Source organism: Micrococcus sp. KRD070 (assembly GCF_017168435.1).
Taxonomy (GTDB): Bacteria; Actinomycetota; Actinomycetes; order Actinomycetales; family Micrococcaceae; genus Micrococcus; species Micrococcus luteus.
The window spans coordinates 306,256-323,189 of record NZ_JABFNH010000022.1; the positions used below are offsets into that span (position 1 = coordinate 306,256).

The 16,934-nt window shown below is 74.1% G+C and carries 17 protein-coding genes; 2 read left to right on the forward strand and 15 right to left on the reverse strand.

Annotation, left to right across the window (positions count from 1 at the left end; genetic code table 11):
* Window positions 1–1,221, forward strand: a 1,221-nt coding sequence (locus tag J1M38_RS09075; RefSeq protein WP_206501227.1) for a heparan-alpha-glucosaminide N-acetyltransferase domain-containing protein, incomplete at its 5' end; no start/stop codon positions are given.
* 17 nt (window positions 1,222–1,238) lie between these two features.
* Here the strand turns inward: J1M38_RS09075 and J1M38_RS09080 are convergent.
* The 5 genes from J1M38_RS09080 to rpsO all read right to left on the reverse strand — a co-directional run bounded on the left by J1M38_RS09080 (window position 1,239) and on the right by rpsO (window position 6,824).
* Window positions 1,239–1,757, reverse strand: a complete 519-nt coding sequence (locus J1M38_RS09080) for a hypothetical protein (RefSeq protein WP_036336780.1) — start codon at window positions 1,755–1,757, stop codon at window positions 1,239–1,241.
* Window positions 1,750–2,541, reverse strand: coding sequence for a 4-hydroxy-tetrahydrodipicolinate reductase (dapB, locus tag J1M38_RS09085; RefSeq protein ID WP_002855289.1), 792 nt, complete (start codon window positions 2,539–2,541; stop codon window positions 1,750–1,752). The genes J1M38_RS09080 and dapB overlap by 8 nt, the downstream gene beginning before the upstream one ends.
* A 43-nt stretch (window positions 2,542–2,584) precedes the next feature.
* Complete coding sequence (locus tag J1M38_RS09090) at window positions 2,585–3,904, reverse strand: pitrilysin family protein (RefSeq protein WP_095353817.1); 1,320 nt, start codon at window positions 3,902–3,904, stop codon at window positions 2,585–2,587.
* A gap of 92 nt (window positions 3,905–3,996) precedes the next feature.
* Entirely contained in the window at window positions 3,997–6,258 is a 2,262-nt protein-coding gene (locus J1M38_RS09095; RefSeq protein WP_036315001.1) for a polyribonucleotide nucleotidyltransferase, read from the reverse strand.
* A 296-nt stretch (window positions 6,259–6,554) separates the two neighbouring features.
* Entirely contained in the window at window positions 6,555–6,824 is a 270-nt protein-coding gene (gene rpsO, locus J1M38_RS09100) for a 30S ribosomal protein S15 (protein ID WP_017488396.1), read from the reverse strand.
* A 279-nt stretch (window positions 6,825–7,103) separates the two neighbouring features.
* Here rpsO and J1M38_RS09105 point away from each other — a divergent pair, with 279 nt between their 5' ends.
* Window positions 7,104–7,949: a CPBP family intramembrane glutamic endopeptidase gene (locus J1M38_RS09105; protein ID WP_342345102.1), complete on the forward strand. Its 846-nt coding sequence runs from the start codon at window positions 7,104–7,106 to the stop codon at window positions 7,947–7,949.
* Here J1M38_RS09105 and J1M38_RS09110 read toward each other — a convergent pair.
* From J1M38_RS09110 to rimP, 10 genes are all read right to left on the reverse strand, one after another.
* The gene (locus J1M38_RS09110) at window positions 7,927–8,769 is read right to left on the reverse strand and encodes a class I SAM-dependent methyltransferase (protein ID WP_036314991.1); all 843 of its coding nucleotides are present in this window, start codon (window positions 8,767–8,769) and stop codon (window positions 7,927–7,929) included. The genes J1M38_RS09105 and J1M38_RS09110 overlap by 23 nt on opposite strands.
* Window positions 8,766–9,743 (reverse strand): bifunctional riboflavin kinase/FAD synthetase, encoded by a 978-nt coding sequence (locus J1M38_RS09115; protein ID WP_041104239.1) that lies wholly within the window; start codon window positions 9,741–9,743, stop codon window positions 8,766–8,768. Before J1M38_RS09115 ends, J1M38_RS09110 begins: the two co-directional genes overlap by 4 nt.
* Window positions 9,743–10,174 carry a hypothetical protein gene (locus J1M38_RS09120; protein ID WP_036314984.1) on the reverse strand — a complete coding sequence of 144 codons (432 nt, stop codon included), beginning with the start codon at window positions 10,172–10,174 and terminating at the stop codon, window positions 9,743–9,745. Before J1M38_RS09120 ends, J1M38_RS09115 begins: the two co-directional genes overlap by 1 nt.
* Before the next feature lie 11 nt (window positions 10,175–10,185).
* Entirely contained in the window at window positions 10,186–10,554 is a 369-nt protein-coding gene (locus tag J1M38_RS09125) for a hypothetical protein (protein WP_002855305.1), read from the reverse strand.
* Entirely contained in the window at window positions 10,551–11,516 is a 966-nt protein-coding gene (truB, locus tag J1M38_RS09130; protein ID WP_078026112.1) for a tRNA pseudouridine(55) synthase TruB, read from the reverse strand. Before truB ends, J1M38_RS09125 begins: the two co-directional genes overlap by 4 nt.
* A gap of 13 nt (window positions 11,517–11,529) precedes the next feature.
* The gene (gene rbfA / locus J1M38_RS09135) at window positions 11,530–11,982 is read right to left on the reverse strand and encodes a 30S ribosome-binding factor RbfA (RefSeq protein WP_036314977.1); all 453 of its coding nucleotides are present in this window, start codon (window positions 11,980–11,982) and stop codon (window positions 11,530–11,532) included.
* 80 nt (window positions 11,983–12,062) lie between these two features.
* Window positions 12,063–14,717: a translation initiation factor IF-2 gene (gene infB / locus J1M38_RS09140; RefSeq protein WP_206501228.1), complete on the reverse strand. Its 2,655-nt coding sequence runs from the start codon at window positions 14,715–14,717 to the stop codon at window positions 12,063–12,065.
* A 191-nt stretch (window positions 14,718–14,908) separates the two neighbouring features.
* Complete coding sequence (locus J1M38_RS09145) at window positions 14,909–15,250, reverse strand: YlxR family protein (protein WP_078025530.1); 342 nt, start codon at window positions 15,248–15,250, stop codon at window positions 14,909–14,911.
* A gap of 42 nt (window positions 15,251–15,292) precedes the next feature.
* Window positions 15,293–16,279 (reverse strand): transcription termination factor NusA, encoded by a 987-nt coding sequence (gene nusA / locus J1M38_RS09150; RefSeq protein ID WP_206481343.1) that lies wholly within the window; start codon window positions 16,277–16,279, stop codon window positions 15,293–15,295.
* A 1-nt stretch (window position 16,280) separates the two neighbouring features.
* The gene (rimP, locus tag J1M38_RS09155) at window positions 16,281–16,868 is read right to left on the reverse strand and encodes a ribosome maturation factor RimP (protein WP_144826369.1); all 588 of its coding nucleotides are present in this window, start codon (window positions 16,866–16,868) and stop codon (window positions 16,281–16,283) included.
* Between the last annotated feature and the right edge of the window lie 66 nt (window positions 16,869–16,934).

The window sequence follows — 16,934 nt, forward strand, 5'->3', positions numbered from 1 at the left end:
GCCCCGCCCCCCGCCGCCGTCCGCCCGGACCGGCCCGCGCGTCGCCGGCTGCCCGGCGTCGACGCGGCCCGCGGAATCGCCCTGCTCGGCATGATCACCGTCCACGTCCTCGACCCGGCGACGGCGGACGGGGCGCCGCACCCGGCGTTCCTGTCCTTCGCCGGACGCGCCTCGGTGCTGTTCGTCCTGCTGGCCGGCGTCGGGCTGGCCCTGTCCACGGGGGGCGCGACGCCGGCCACGGGGGCCCGGCGCGCGACGCTGCGCCGCCGGATCGCCCGACGCGCGGGCCTGCTGTTCGTGCTCGGGCTCGCGTGCGGGACGCTCGGGGTCCCCGTGGCCGTCATCCTGTGCCACTACGCCCTGCTCTTCCTGCTCGCGCTGCCCCTGCTGGGCCTGCGTGCCCGCACCCTGGGGGTGATCGCGGGGGCGTGGCTCGTGCTCGGGCCGGTGCTGGTGTTCGCGGTGGTCGCGGCCGCGCAGGCCGCCGTGGGGCGCCAGGAGTTCTTCGTGGGCGGGCGGCTCTGGCTCTCCCCCGGCCCCGCGGACCTGCTGCGTCCCGGGCTGCTGCTGGCCGATCTCACGGTCACGGGCTACTACCCCGTCCTGTCCTGGGGCGCGTTCCTCGTGCTGGGGCTGGCCCTGGGGCGGCTGCCGCTGGACCGTCCCCGCGTGGCCGCCGGGATCCTCGGCGGCGGGGCCGCGGCGTGGGCGGCGGCCGGCGTCGTCGGTGCGGCGGTGCTGCGGGCTCCGGGCACAGTCGGGCGGGTCGCCGCGGCGATCGGCACGGACCCGGTCGAGACGGCGCTCACGCTGCGCACGGGCGAGCCGCGGCTCGCGCTGCTGATCCCGGATCCGCTGTGGCTCGCCCTGCCGACCCCGCACTCCGGGTCCGTGGTAGCCGCCGTGCTTGCGGCGGGCTGGGCCTGCGCCGTGCTGGGCGCCTGCCTGCTGGCCCGGCCGCTGGTCGGGCACGCCGCGCTGCGCCCGCTCGTGGGTGCGGGGCGCATCCCGCTCACGCTCTACGTGGGGCACCTCGTGGTGCTCGCGCTCGTGGACGCGACCGGACTCGACCCGGCCGACGGGGCACTGCTCGCCGCCCTCGTCGTGCTGAGCCTCGCGGCCGGGCTGGCCGCCGAGCTCAGCGGCCGACGGGGTCCGCTCGAGGCCGTGATGGCCCGGCTCTCCCGGGCGGGTGGGGAACGGGCCGTCGCAGGGCGCTGAGCGACGCGTGGGCCGCGTCAGCCGGCGCGGTGCAGGCGGACGGCCTCCCGGGCCGCCTCGCGGGCGCGGCGGCGGTCGCCCGAGGCGTCGTAGGCCAGGGCGAGGCGGTAGCGGGCGCGCCAGTCGCGCGGTGCGGCCTCGGCCTCCACGCGGTACAGCTCGAACTGGGCGTCGGCGGCCTCCCGGTCGATCCGGCCGCCCGGCGAGCGCGGCAGGTCGTCCTCCGGCAGCCCGCCCTCGGCCTCGAGCTGGTCGGCCAGGCGTTCGGTCTGGCGGCCGAACCACACCTCGCGGGCCAGGACGGCCACAGTCACCAGCACCACGAGGATGACGCCCACGCCGATCGCCTTGGCCAGCGGCTGCGGGGCGCGCACCAGCGCGACGGACGCGTTGAGGGCGAACCCGGCGAACAGCAGCACGAGCAGGGACACGAAGCCGACCCACACCTTGCTCATCACGGTCGAGCGGCGGGCACGGGCGGCGTGCTCGGTCGGGCCCACGGCGCCGTCGTCGGGGGTGCGGGAGGGCTCAGCCAAGGTCCAGGTATCCGTCCAGTCCGTAGGTCAGACCCGGGCGGGAGGCCACGGTCCGCAGGCCGAGGACGACGCCGGGCATGTAGGCGCCGCGGTCGAACGCGTCGTGCCGGACCACGAGCTGCTCGCCCGGCCCGCCCAGCAGCACCTCCTGGTGCGCCTCCAGGCCACGCAGGCGCACCGCGTGCACGTGCACGCCGTGGACGACGGCACCGCGCGCGCCGTCCGGGTCGTGCTCGGTGGCGTCCGGGGAGACGGGCACGCCGGCCGCGTCCCGGGCCGCACCGATGAGCTCGGCGGTCCGCACGGCCGTGCCCGACGGGGCGTCCACCTTGTCCGGGTGGTGCAGCTCGACGAGCTCGACGGACTCGAAGTACCGCGCCGCCTGCGCGGCGAACGCCGAGGCCAGCACCGAGCCGACCGAGAAGTTCGGGGCGATCAGCACGCCCACCCCCGGGTGCTCAGCCAGCTGCGCCTCGAGGCGCTCGCGGCGCTCGGGCACCCAGCCCGACGTGCCGACGACCGTGTGCAGCCCGTGCTCCACGGCGAAGGCCACGTTCTCAGGCGAGGCGTCCGGCACCGTGAGGTCCAGGACGTGGGTGGCCCCGGCGTCGAGCACCGCGTCCAGGCGGTCCTGCGAGCCGAGCTCGGCCACGAGCTCCAGCCCCTCGGCCGCTCGCACCGCGGGCACCGCGTGGCGGCCCATGCGGCCACGGGCGCCCAGGATCGCGACGCGCGGGACGTCGTCGGGAGCAGACACGGCGGAGGGGGTGCGGGTCTCGGTCATGGCCTCCAGCCTACGCGGCCCGCCCCGGCGGCCGTGGCCGAGGTCAGGCCGGGGCGACGACGACGCGCGCCCGGTCCCCCGCGGCCAGGCGCGCGGCCACGGCCCGGACCTGGCCGGCGTCGACCTCGCGGACCCGGGCGAGGGAGGCCGCCAGGTCCACGTACTCCCCCGTGACCAGCTCGGCCCGTCCCAGCCGGGACATGCGGGCGCCCGTGGACTCCATGCCCAGCACGGTGCCGCCGCAGATCTGCCCGTGGGCGCGCGCGAGCTCCTCCCCGGTGACGTCGGCCTCGGCCATCCGGTCCAGCTCGGCCTCCATCAGCGCGGCCACCTCGTCCACCCGGTCCGGCTGGCAGCCCGCGTACAGGCCCCAGTAGCCGGCGTCGGAGTACCCGGCGGAGAACGAGTAGGTGTTGTAGGCCAGGCCGCGGCGCTCGCGGATCTCCTGGAACAGCCGCGAGGACATGCCCCCGCCCAGGACGGACTGCATGACGCCCAGGGCGAAGCGGTCCGGGTCCGTGGTGGACAGCGAGCGGCCGCCGACGAGGACGTTGGCCTGCTCGACCGCCTTGGTGACGGTGTGCGTGCCGGTCCGCACCCGCGAGGCCGCGGCCCCGGCGGTGTCCACGGCACGACGCGGGGCGGGCAGGGCTCCCGGGGTGAGCTCCCAGCCCGAGGCGCGCAGGGCGGCGAGGACGAGGCGGCAGACCTCGTCGTGGTCGAGGTGGCCGGCGGCGGTGACGACGAGCTCGTCCGGGCGGTACCAGTGCGTGTAGTGCCCCACCACATGGTCGCGGGTGACGGCCCGGATCGTCTCGGGCGTGCCGCCGATCGGCCGGCCGAGGGGGTGGCCGTCCAGCATGACCTCGGCGAGCTTCTCGTGGGCCACGTCCACGGGGTCGTCCGCGTCCATGGCGAGCTCCTCGAGGATCACGCCGCGCTCGGTCTCGAGCTCGTCCGGGTCGATCAGGGAGGAGGTGAGCATGTCCGTGAGGACCTCCACGGCCATCGGCAGGTCCTCGTCCAGCACGCGGGCGTGGTAGACGGTGGACTCCTTGGCCGTGCCGGCGTTGGACTCCCCGCCCACGCGGTCGAAGGCGGCCGCGATGTCCATCGCGGTGCGCGTGGGAGTGCCCTTGAAGAGCAGGTGCTCGAGGAAGTGCGTGGCGCCGTAGCCCTCGGGCGACTCGTCACGGGACCCGACGGCCACCCAGTAGCCGATGGTCACCGAGCGCTGGTCCGGCATGGCCTCGGTGAGCACGCGGACGCCGCCGGGCAGCACGGAGCGGCGCACCACGGAACCGTTGCCCTCGTCCGCCAGCACGCCGTCGAAGTCCAGGGGGATCTCACGGTGAACACTCATGACGGCCATTCTCGCCCATGCGCGACGACGGCGCCGCACCACTCGCGGGGAGGGTGCGGCGCCGTCGTGGTCACCGGGCCGGGCGGGGCGGATCAGGCCTCGATCTGCGAGGACTCGATCGCGTCCGCGGTCTCGGCCAGGGCGTCGGACTCCGCCACCACCGGGGAGAGGGACAGCTTGCCGCGGTCGTCGATCTTGGTGATCTCGACCTGGACCTTCTGGCCCACGCCGAGCACGTCCTCGACGTCGTCCACGCGCTTGCCCTCGTTGAGCTTGCGCAGCTCGGAGATGTGCAACAGGCCGTCCTTGCCCGGGGTGAGCGAGACGAACCCGCCGAACGTGGTCAGCTTCACCACGGTGCCGAGGTAGCGCTCACCGACCTCGGGGACCTGCGGGTTGGCGATCGCGTTCACCGCGGAGCGCGCGGCCTCGGCCGAGGCGCCGTCGGTGGCGCCGATCAGCACGGTGCCGTCGTCCTCGATGGTGATGTCCGCGCCCGTGTCGTCCTGGATCTGGTTGATCATGGCGCCCTTGGGGCCGATGACCGCGCCGATCTTGTCCACCGGGATGCGCACGGAGATGATCCGCGGGGCGGTGGGGGCCATCTCGTCCGGGGCGTCGATGGCGGCGTTCAGCACGGACAGGATGTGCAGGCGCGCCTCGCGGGCCTGCGTCAGGGCGGCGGCCAGCACGGAGGCCGGGATGCCGTCCAGCTTGGTGTCCAGCTGGATCGCGGTGACGAACTCCGCGGTGCCGGCCACCTTGAAGTCCATGTCGCCGAACGCGTCCTCGGCGCCGAGGATGTCGGTCAGGGCCGCGTACTGGGTCTGGCCGTCCACCTCGGCGGAGACCAGGCCCATGGCGATGCCGGCCACGGGCGCACGCAGCGGCACGCCCGCGTTCAGCAGGGACAGGGTGGAGGCGCAGACGGAGCCCATCGACGTCGAGCCGTTGGAGCCGAGGGCCTCGGAGACCTGGCGGATCGCGTAGGGGAACTCCTCGCGGGCCGGCAGCACGGGCACGAGGGCGCGCTCGGCGAGGGCGCCGTGGCCGATCTCGCGGCGCTTCGGGGAGCCCACGCGGCCGGTCTCGCCGGTGGAGTACGGCGGGAAGTTGTAGTGGTGCATGTACCGCTTGGCCGTCTCCGGCGCCAACGAGTCGATCTGCTGCTCCATCTTGAGCATGTTCAGCGTGGTGACGCCCATGATCTGGGTCTCGCCGCGCTCGAAGATGGCGGAGCCGTGCACGCGGGGCAGGACCTCCACCTCCGCGGTCAGCTTGCGGATGTCCGTCAGGCCGCGGCCGTCGATGCGCACCTGGTCGGTGAGGATGCGGCGGCGCACGATCTGCTTGGTGAGGGAGCCGTAGGCCTTGGCGATCTCGCCCTTGCGCTCGGCGAAGTCCTTGCCCTCGCCGGCGAGCTCCTCGAGCACCTCGAGCAGGTAGGCGTCCGAGGCCGACTCGCGCTCCTGCTTGTCGCCGATGGAGAAGATCTCGGTCAGGCGGTCCGTGGCGAGCTTCTCGACGGCGGCGTAGGCGTCGTCCTGGTAGTCCTGGAACACGGGGACGTCCACCGGGTCCTTGCCGGCGCGCTTGACCAGGTCGGCCTGGGCCTCGCACAGGGCGCGGATGAAGGGCTTGGCGGCCTCGAGGCCCTCGGCCACGATCTCCTCGGTGGGCGCCTGCGCGCCGCGCTCCTTGACCAGGGTCCAGGAGTCCGGGGTCGCCTCGGCCTCGACCATCATGATGGCGACGTCGTCGCCCACCACACGGCCGGCCACGGCCATGTTGAACACGGCGCCCTCGAGCTGGGAGTGCTTCGGGAACGCGACCCACTGGCGCGTGCCGGAGCCGTCGTCCATGAGGGCCATGCGCACGCCGCCGATGGGACCGGAGAACGGCAGGCCGGACAGCTGCGTGGACAGGGAGGCGGCGTTGATGGCCACCGTGTCGTAGATCTCGTCCGGGGCGATCGAGGTGACGGTCACGACGACCTGGACCTCGTTGCGGATGCCCTTGACGAACGCCGGGCGCAGCGGGCGGTCGATCAGGCGGCAGGTGAGGATCGCGTCCGTGGACGGGCGGCCCTCGCGGCGGAAGAACGAGCCGGGGATGCGGCCCGCGGCGTACATGCGCTCCTCGACGTCCACGGTCAGCGGGAAGAAGTCGAAGCCCTCGCGGGGCGACTTGCCGACGGTGGTGGCGGACAGCATCGACGTCTCCTCGTCGATGTAGACCATGGCGGCGCCGGCGGCCTGCTGGGCGAGGCGCCCGGTCTCGAAGCGGACGGTGCGCTTGCCGTACGAGCCGTTGTCGATGACGGCCTCGGCGAAGGTGATCTCAGGACCCTCCATGAGGGCCTCCTTTCAGGTGGACGGCGCCGCAGGCGTCCCTGTCCCCCTGGTCTTCGATCGAGGCCCTCGGCATCCCGCCGTGCGGCGGGGTCCGGGAGCCACTGTCGAGGACCGCGAGCGATGGGCGCGGAGCCGTCGGGTGTGTCGATGATGCGGGGATGCGCGCCATGGCGCGCCGGAGTGCCGCAGGCTGCGGCGATCTCTCCCCCGGGACACACTACGTGCGTCCGGGGGCAGACGAAAGGCGGCGCCGGCGCTCGCGGGTCTCCCGCGGGCTCCGGCGCCGCCTCCTCAGGTCACTTGCGCAGGCCGAGGCGCTCGATCAGCGCGCGGTAGCGCTCGATGTCGACCTTCTGCAGGTAGCCGAGCATGCGACGACGGCGACCGACCAGGGCCATCAGACCGCGACGGGTGTGGTGGTCGTGCTTGTGCTCCTTGAGGTGCTCGGTCAGGTCCTTGATGCGGCGGGACAGGACCGCGATCTGCACCTCGGGGGAACCGGTGTCGCCCTCGTGGGTGGCGTACTCCTTGATGATCTGCTGCTTGACAGCGGGATCCAGGGCCATGGTGGGCCTCCTTCACTTCGGTACCGCGAACACGGGCCGCGCCCCGCCGGGGCGGACGACGCGGGGCCCACCCCACCGCGGACTGCAGGGAGGCCGAGGGTCGAGTCTACCGCATCGCCTACCCTGGCCCGGTGAGCACCCCACCGGTCCCCCACGTCGTCGTTCCCCCTCCGGCCGCCCGCGCCGCCCCTGGATCTGCCGCTGATCGGCCACGGCTACCCCGCGCTGCTGCGCACGCCGCGGGCCCGATGGTGGAACCCGCTCGCGTCCTTCGGCCTCGTGCTGGCCGGCCTGGTGGGTCTCCTCGTGCTCGGGGGCGTGCTGGGCGCTCTCGCCCTGATCGCCACGTCCGGGCCCGCGCTGCTCGGCGCGGCCGACCCGACGGACGTGACCGACCTCGACCTGTACTCCGCGCCCATGGTGCTGCTGAACAACCTCCTGCTCGCCGCGCTGATCGGGGTCGCGCTGCTGGCCGTGGCGCTGGGCCACCCCGTCGCCGCCCGCTTCGTCCACTCGGTCGAGGGCCGCGTGCGCTGGCGCTGGCTGGCGCGCTGCGTCGTCGTGCTGACGCCGCTGTTCCTCGCCTACGTGCTGGGCGCGTGGGCCCTCGACGGCGCCCCCACGGCCCCGCGCGCGCAGGACTGGGTCTGGCTGCTCGTCATGGCGTTCGTGCTCACCCCGTTCCAGGCCGCGGGCGAGGAGTACCTGTTCCGCGGGTGGCTGCTGCTGGCCGTCGGCACGTGGATCCGCCGGCCGGTCGTGGCCGCCGCGGTCACCGCGGTGCTCTCGGCGGCGACCTTCTCGCTCGCCCACGGCTCGCTCGACCCGTGGATCCTGCTGGACCTCGCCGCGTTCGCCGTCGCCGCCGTCCTGCTCACGTGGCGCACGGGCGGGCTCGAGGCCGCCGTCGCCCTCCACGTGGTCAACAACGTGGTGATCATCGCCGTCGGCACGCTCGTGGGCACCGTCGAGGACAGCTACGTGGGCGCGGAGACCGCCGGCTCCCCGGCGGCCACGCTGCTCTCGGTGGCGGTGGTCGCGGTGGCCACGGCGCTGCTGCTCTGGCAGGCGCGGCGGGCCGGGATCGCCCGGACGGTCCCGGTCACCGTGGGCGCCCGCCCCTGACCGGCGCCGCCCACCAGGCCACCGTCACGTAGGGCACCTGCAGGACCGCGTCCGCCGCATGGCCCAGGTGCTCGTGCAGGTACCAGTCGAGGTTGGCCGTCATCCGGGACCGGATCCGCTCGTCCGCGCGCAGCCAGTACGAGCGCGAGGCCATGAGTCCGTGCAGCCCCGCCGCGGTCATGGGCTGCGTCCACGCCCAGCGCGCGTGCTCCTCCGCCCCGAACGGGGCGGCGAACCGGCGCTGCTCCGGCCGGGCGGCGTGCACGTCCCCGGCGTGCATGATCCGGGTGAGACGGTGCACCCACGGCACCGCCGTGTCGAGCTGGTTCCACACCGCGGCCAGGCGCCCACCCGGGCGCAGCACCCGTGCGGCCTCCGCGCTCGCCGCGGCCGGGTCCATCCAGTGCCATGCCTGGGCCGCCACCACGGCGTCGGCGCTCGCCGCCGGCAGGCCCGTGGCCTCGCCCGTGCCCGGCACGGCGCGCACCCGCCCGCCCGTGCCGGCCGCGACCTCGCGTTCCAGGACGGCGCGCATCGACGCCGACGGCTCGAGGGCCGTCACCGTCCGCACCCGGTCCGCCGGGCGGGCCGCGAGCAGCCGGGTGAACAGTCCCGTCCCGGCCCCGAGCTCCACCACCTCCGCGCCGTCGGCGATGCCCGCCAGGACGCGGTCCACCACGGCGGCCGGGTAGGAGGGGCGGACGGCGTCGTAATGCTCCCCGCCGGTCTCGAAGGGGTTGGGCCCGGCCCGACGGGCCCGGGCCGGGCGCCCCGGCAGGTTCGGCACAGCGGGGGAAGCGCCCGGCTCCGGGGCGCTCACCGGTCGGAGGGGGTCGTGGCCAGGATCGCCCGGGCCTCGTCCACGTCCTGCGTGATCTGCGCCACGAGCTTCTCGACGCCCTCGTAGGCGACCATCCCGCGCAGCCGGGCCACGAACTCCACCTCGATGTGCTGGCCGTACAGGTCGAAGTCCTCCACCCGCTCGTCGTGGCGGTCGATCACGTGTGCCTCCACCACGCGGGAGACGTCCTCGAACGTGGGGTTCGAGCCGATGGAGATCGCGGCCGGCCACACCCCGCCGTGCGCGTCGTGCACCCAGCCGGCGTAGACGCCGTCGGCCGGGATCATGCCCTGCACATCCGTCTCGAGGTTCGCCGTGGGGAAGCCGAGCTCGCGGCCGCGCGCGAACCCGTGCACCACCTCGCCGGCGAGCACGTGGTGCCGGCCGAGCACGGCCGCGGCCTGGGCGACGTCGCCCGCGGCCAGGGCCTCCCGCACCCAGGTCGAGGAGCAGCGGCGCTCCGGCTCGGCCCCGTGTTCGGCGGGGAACTCCTCGACGGCCTCGACCTCGAAGCCGTAGCGGGCCCCCAGGCGCACCATCTCCGCGACGTCGCCGGTGTTGCCCCGGCCGAAGCGCACGTCGTGCCCCACGACCACGACGGCGGCGTGCAGCCCGTGCACGAGCATGCCGCGGACGAACTCCTCCGGGGACTGGTCCGCGAACTCGAGGGTGTAGCGCTGCAGGAGCACCGCGTCCAGACCCGCCTCGTCCAGGAGGACGACCCGCTGCTCGGGGCTGATGATGTCCACGTGGGGCACCTCGGGATGGTGCACGGCGCGCGGGTGCGGGGTGAAGGTCACGGCCACGGCCAGGGCGTCGCGGGCCCGCGCCAGCTCGACGACCCGGCGCAGCACCTCCCGGTGGCCGCGGTGCACGCCGTCGAAGTTGCCCAGGGTGACCACGGTGCGCGGCAGGTCCGTGGGGACCTCGTCCAGGCTGTTCCAGACCCGCATCAGAGCGCCCCCGCCTCGGCCGGGCGGGCGGGGCGGTGCGTCAGCAGCCAGATCAGGCCGACCACCGGCAGCACGAGCGGCACGTAGCCGTAGCCCGCGCCGAACCGGGACCACACGGTGTCGTGGGCGAACATCCCCGGATCCAGGACGGTCCACAGGCCCACGCCCACCACGCCGGCCAGCTCCACGAGCACGGCGCCCAGCGCCACGGCCCAGGCGCGCGCGCCGGAGCGGGCGAGCGCGAACGTCGCCACGATGTACACGACCGCCGCGACCGCGGAGAGCGTGTACGCCACGGGGGCGGCGTCGAACTGCGTGAGGATCTGGAAGAGGCTGCGCGCGCTCGCCGAGAGGGCGAACACCGCGTAGACCATGACGATGATCCGGCCGAGACCCTGGTTGCGCGCGGGGGCGCCGTCGCTGGGTGCCATGTCCATCCTCCTCACCACTGCCCGAACCAGATGACCTGCATGCGGTGCAGCATCACGGCGATCGTGGGCCCGACCACGGCCAGCACGAGGTTGGACCACCGGGTCTTGTCCGTGACGGCCCAGCCCACGGCGATCACCGGCACGATCAGGGCGGTGAGGATGTAGCCCCAGAACTCCCAGCCGGGGCCGTTCAGGGTGTCCCCGCCGAGCTGGCGGACGGCGGCGGCCGCCGCATAGACGAGCGTGAACAGCTCGACGGCGGCCACCGAGAGGATCGAGGCGTCCGCGGGGTGGCGGCGGATCGCCGTCATCACCACGCAGACGACGAACGAGACGGCACCGATCACCAGTCCCGTCCAGAACCAGGCGTCGAGGATCATGCGGTCCTTCCCTGTCCCGGCCCCTCGGCCGGGGCGAACACGAGCTGGGGCTTGGCGACGTCGGCGCCGCGGCGGCGCACGTCGGAGACGAGGGCGATGACGCGGCCGTCCGGCGCGCGCCCGGCGACGAGCGTCTCACCCGTGCCGGTGGGCGCCACGACCCGCCCGAAGGCGAGCTCGTGGGCCTCGTGCTCCGTCAGCTCGCGCACCGGGAAGAGCCCGGCGGCGGCCTCGGAGAGCTCGGTCATCGCGAACCGCTCCGCGAGGGCCTCGAGCGAGAGCGCGTCGGCCACGTCGAACGGGCCGACGGCGGTGCGGCGCAGCGCCGTGAGGTGCCCGCCGGTCTCGAGGGCCTCGCCCAGGTCGCGGGCGAGCGCCCGGATGTAGGTCCCGGACGAGCAGCGCACGGTGACGTCGAGGTCGACCAGCCGGCCGCCGTCGAGCCGGCGCAGCTCGTGCACCGTGAACTCGTGCACGGTGACGGGGCGGGCGTCGAGGGTGACGTCCTCTCCCGCGCGGACGCGATCGTAGGCGCGCCGGCCCGCCACCTTGACGGCGGAGACGGCCGAGGGCGCCTGCAGGATCTCGCCCGTGAGGGCGGCGACCTGCTCGGCCACGCGCTCGGGCGTGACGGCGTTGGCCAGCCGGGTCTGCACGACCTCGCCCTCCGCGTCGTCCGTGACGGTCGACTGCCCGAGCCGGATCGTGGCCGTGTACGTCTTGTCCGTGCCCGTGATGGCGGTCAGCAGGCGCGTGGCCTTGTTGACGCCGACCACGAGCAGGCCCGTGGCCATGGGGTCCAGGGTGCCGGCGTGGCCCACCTTGCGGGTGCCCGCCAGCCGGCGGACCCGCCCGACGACGTCGTGCGAGGTCCACCCCTGCGGCTTGTCCACGAGGACGACCCCCGACGCCTCCGTTCCCGGCGCGTCGGGGGCCTGTCCCCCGGTGCTGCGTGCGCTCACCGTGCCGCGGGCCTCAGGCGCGCGGGGCGTCGTCGGCGTCGGCGTCCGGCTCCGCGGTGCGGTACGGGTCCGCGTCACCGGCGTACGACGCGCCCTCGCGCGCCTTCGCCAGCTCGGCGTCCCGCTCCTTGGCCGCGCGGAGGACGTCCTCCAGGTGTGCGGCCGCCTCGGGGACGGTGTCCGCCACGAACTCGAGGGTGGGCACCAGGCGGATGGTGAGCCCGCGGCCCACCTCGCGGCGCAGGATGCCGCGGTTGTCCTGGATGCCCTCGTGGGCGGCGGCCACCGTGGCCTCGTCGCCCAGGACGGTGTAGTAGACGGTGGCGTGCTGCAGGTCGTTGGTCACGCGGACCTCCGTCACGGTGACGGGCTCCACGCGATCGTCCTTGACGCCGCGGCGCAGCGCCTCGGCCACGAGGACCTTGATGCGCTGGGCCAGGCGGCCGGCGCGTGCCGGATCGGCCATGGTGCGGTTCCTTCCGGTGGTGATGGTTCAGAGGGTGGGACGCGGAAGGCGGGGGCCCGTGCGGGCCCCCGCCCCGGCCGTCAGACGCGCGGCTTCTCCTGCATCTCGAAGGTCTCGATCACGTCGCCCTCCTTGATGTCGTTGAAGCTGCCCAGGCCGATGCCGCACTCGTAGCCCTCGCGGACCTCCGTGGCGTCGTCTTTGAAGCGGCGCAGCGACTCGATCTTGAGGTGATCGGAGACCACCACGCCGTCGCGCACCAGGCGGGCCTGGGCGTTGCGGCGGATGAGGCCCGAGCGCACGAGCGAACCGGCGATGTTGCCCCACTTGGAGGAGCGGAACACCTCGCGGACCTCGGCCGAGCCGAGCTCGACCTCCTCGTACTCCGGCTTCAGCATGCCCTTGAGCGCGTTCTCGATGTCGTCGATCGCGTCGTAGATCACGCTGTAGAAGCGCATGTCCACGCCCTCGCGGTCGGCCAGGTCGGCGACCCGCTCGGCGGGGCGCACGTTGAAGCCGATGATGATGGCGTTGTCCACGGTCGCCAGGTTCACGTCATTCTGCGTGATGGCGCCGACGCCGCGGTGGATGACGCGCAGCTGCACCTCGTCCTCGCCGACCTCGATCTTGAGCAGCGAGTCCTCGAGCGCCTCGACGGCACCGGACGCGTCGCCCTTGATGATGAGGTTGAGCGTGTCCAGCTTGCCCTCGGCCACGGCCTGGTCGAAGTCCTCCAGGGTGATGCGCTTGCGGCGCTTGGCCAGCTGGGCGTTGCGGTCCGCGGCCTCGCGCTTCTCCGCGATCTGGCGGGCGGTGCGCTCGTGGTCGGTGACGAGGAACGAGTCGCCGGCACGCGGCACCGTGGACAGGCCGAGCACCTGGACGGGACGCGACGGATCGGCCGCCTCCACGGCGTTGCCGTTCTCGTCGAACATGGCGCGCACACGGCCGTGGGCGGAGCCCACCACCATGGTGTCGCCCACGCGCAGCGTGCCGGTCTGCACCAGCACGGTGACGACGGCGCCGCGGCCCTTGTCGAGGTTGGCCTCGATGGCCACGCCGCGGGCGGCCTTGTGCGGGTTCGCCGTGAGCTCGAGGGCGGCGTCCGCGGTGAGCAGGATCGCCTCGAGCAGCTGGTCGATGTTGATGTTGTTGCGCGCGGAGACGTCCACGAACATCGTGTCGCCGCCGTACTCCTCGGGCACGAGGCCGTACTCGGTGAGCTGACCGCGGATCTTGTCCGGGGCGGCGGTGTCCTTGTCGATCTTGTTGACCGCCACCACGATCGGCACGCCGGCCGACTGGGCGTGGTTGAGCGCCTCGACGGTCTGCGGCATGACGCCGTCGTCGGCCGCCACCACCAGCACGGCGATGTCGGTGACCTTCGCACCGCGGGCACGCATGGCGGTGAACGCCTCGTGACCCGGGGTGTCGATGAAGGTGAGGCGACGCTGCTCGCCCTCGTGCTCCACGGGCACCTGGTAGGCGCCGATGTGCTGCGTGATGCCGCCGGCCTCGCCCTCGATGACGTTCGAGGAGCGGATGGCGTCCAGCAGACGCGTCTTGCCGTGGTCCACGTGGCCCATGACGGTGACGACCGCGGGGCGCGGCTCGAGGTCGGCCTCGTCCTCGTTGGCCGCCTCGGCCTCGAGGTCGATGTCGAAGGCCTCCAGCAGCTCCTTGTCCTCGTCCTCCGGGGACACGATCTGGACCTTGTAGCCCAGCTCGTCGCCGAGCAGCTGGAAGGTCTCCTCGTCGAGGGACTGGTTGGCCGAGGCCATCTCGCCGAGGGTGAAGAGCACCTTCACCAGGTCGGCGACGTCGGCGCGGATCTTCTCGGCGAAGTCGGCCAGGGACGCGCCGCGGCGCAGACGCAGGACGGTGGTGCCGTCACCCTTGGGGACCTTGACGCCGCCGATCTCACGCGTGTGCTGCTGCTCGAACTCCTGGCGCTTCGCGCGCTTCGACTTGCGTCCCCTGCGCGGGCCGCCGCCGCGCCCGAAGGCGCCCTGGGCGTTGCCGCGACCGCCACGGCCGCCCGGGCCGCCGGGACGACCCGGACCGCCACCGGGGCCGCCGCCCGGACGGCCACGGCCGCGGGCCGGCTGCGGGGCCGGGGTGATCTGCTTGGGCATCATGCCCGGGTTCGGACGCGGCCCACCGGGGCGGGGACCGCCGGCGCCCGCGGCCGGGCGCGGACCGCCCGGACGGGGACCGCCGGCACCGGCCGGCGGACGGGGGCCGCCCGGACGAGGCGCGCGGTCCTCACGACCGGAGCGCATGCCCTGCGAGGGGGCGAACGGGTTGTTGCCCGGACGCGGAGCACCGACACGGCCGCCCGGGCGGGCGCCCGGGCGAGGCCCGGCGGAGCCGCCCTTGGGGCTGAACGGGTTGTTGCCGGGACGCGGGGCGCCCGGCTTGGGCGCGGCGGTGCGGCCCGCGGCGGGACCGGGCGCCGGGGCGCCGGCATTCGACGTGGGGGCCGCGGCGCGCGGCGACGGGGCGGCCGCCGGCTTCGGCGCGGCGGAACGGCCCGGGGCGGCGGGCGTGGAACCGGGCTTGGCGGCGGACTTGCCGGCACCCGGGTAGGCGTTGCGCAGCTTCTTGACCACCGGGGGCTCGATGGTGGACGAAGCCGAGCTGACGAACTCGCCGAGGTCCTTGAGCGTGCTCAAGGCCTCCTTCGAGGTGATGCCGAGCTCCTTGGCGAGCTCATGGACGCGGACCTTGGCCACGGTTCTCCTGTTCTGGCCCCACGGGCCGGAACGGAGCCGCTCGGGCTGTCCGTCTCAGCGCGTCCTGGGACCGTTGACGTTGCTCCAGGCCGTCGCGCGCACCACCAGGGCACGCGCACCACGGCCTGCCTGATAGCAGGGGGTGAAGTTCATCGCTGGGCACTCATGCTTCAGTGCTCATCGGGTACGCATCAGATCTCTGACCCGCCTTCATCTGTCGGTCTGTCAGCCGGTGCCTCCGCAGTGCGGCCCAGCGCGTCGGCGTCGACGGCGGACCGGAAGGCCCGCCCGAACGCGCGGCGGCGCAGGGCGAGGTGGAGGCAGTCCTCACCGGGGTGCAGCCACGCACCCCGGCCTGGACGGCGTCGTTCCGGGTCCCAGACGACGGATGGGGGTTCCGTCGAGGAGTCCAGAGCGACGCGCACCAGCTCTTGCTGGTCCGCCCTCGATCGGCATCCGATGCAGGTGCGCACGACCGTCCGAGACGTCATGCGTTCACCCCTCACGGGCGTCGGATCGAGAAAGGACCTCATCCATCCTAGCGCGTCCGGGCCCGGATCTGTTCCCGGGGACGGTCAGCGGCCCGGGGCAGAGGTGGTGACCCCGTCGCCGACGATGTCGATCCGCCAGCCCGTGAGCTTGGCCGCGAGGCGGGCGTTCTGGCCCTCCTTGCCGATGGCCAGGGACAGCTGGTACTCCGGCACCACGGCGCGGGCCGAGTGCTGGTCCGCGTCGAGGATCTCCACCGAGACGGTCGTGGCGGGCGAGAGGGCGTTGGCGATCATCGCGGCGGGGTCGTCCACGTGGTCGACGATGTCGATCTTCTCGTCGTTGAGCTCCGTCATGACGGCGCGCACGCGGCTGCCCATCTCCCCGATGGAGGCGCCCTTGGCGTTCACCCCGGGGCGGGTGGCGCGCACGGCCATCTTGGTGCGGTGGCCGGCCTCGCGGGCCAGCGCCGTGATCTCGACCGAGCCGTCCGCGATCTCCGGGACCTCGAGCTCGAAGAGCTTGCGCACGAGGCCGGGGTGCGAGCGGGACACCGTGACGGACGGGCCCTTGGCGCCGCGCGTCGCGGAGACCACGTAGGCGCGGATCCGGCGGCCGTGGGTATAGTCCTCGCCGGGCACCTGCTCGGGCGGCGGGAGGACGGCCTCGAGGGTGCCGAGGTTCACCTGGACCATGTGGCGGTTCAGGCCCTGCTGGATGACGCCGGAGACGAGCTCGCCCTCCTTGTCCTTGAACTCGCCGAGGACCTTGTCGTCGTCCTCCTCGCGCATGCGCTGGATCATCACCTGGCGCGCCGTGGAGGCGGCCACCCGGCCGAAGCCGTTCGGGGTGTCGTCGAACTCGCCGATGGGCGTGTCGTCCTCGTCCAGCTCCGTGGCCCACACGGTGACGTGGCCGGTCGCGCGGTCGATCTCCACGCGGGCGCGCTTCAGGGCCCCCGGGGTGCGGTGGTACGCCATGAGCAGGGCCTGCTCGATGGTGGGGATGAGGCGGTCCATCGGGATCTCCCGCTCCGCCTCCAGCATGCGCAGCGCGCTCATGTCGATGTCCAACTCATGCCTCCGTGTGCTCGGCCGTGTCCTCGCCCGCGGCGGCGTCGGCGTCGCCGGCCTGCTGAGCGGGGCTCCACTCTACCTGCACGATCGCCGGACCGAGGCGGTCGAGGGCGACCCGCTCGGCGGGCAGCTCCCTGGCCTTCATGCCCTTCTTCGCGGGCGGGCGCACCACGGCCAGCTCGACGTCGTCGGCCGTCACGTCCTTCAGGCGGGCGGTCACGGGCGCGGCGCCGTCGACCGAGACCTCGACGAGACGGCCGACGTTGCGGGCGAAGTGGCGGGGCTCGGTGAGCGGGCGGTCCACGCCCGCGGTGGTGACCTCCAGCAGGTACTCCCCCGCACCGACGCCGGGCACGTGGTCGCCCAGGGCGTCGAGGGCGGCGGAGACCCGGCCGGAGAGGCGGGCGACGTCGTCCAGGCTCAGGCCCTGGGTGCCCGAGGCGCGGTCGAGGACCACCTCGACGGTGCGGTGCTCGGCGGTGCCCGTGGCGCGCACCTGCTCCACCACCACGTCGTCGGCCGCCAGAGCCTCCTCGACGCGGATGCGCAGCTCGGCGAGGTCGTCGCGGCGGTCGGTGCTGTCCATGGGGTGCCTCACTCGTCGGGTCGGGGCCGCCGCGCCACGCGGGCGGGGGCCCCGACCCGACGAGTG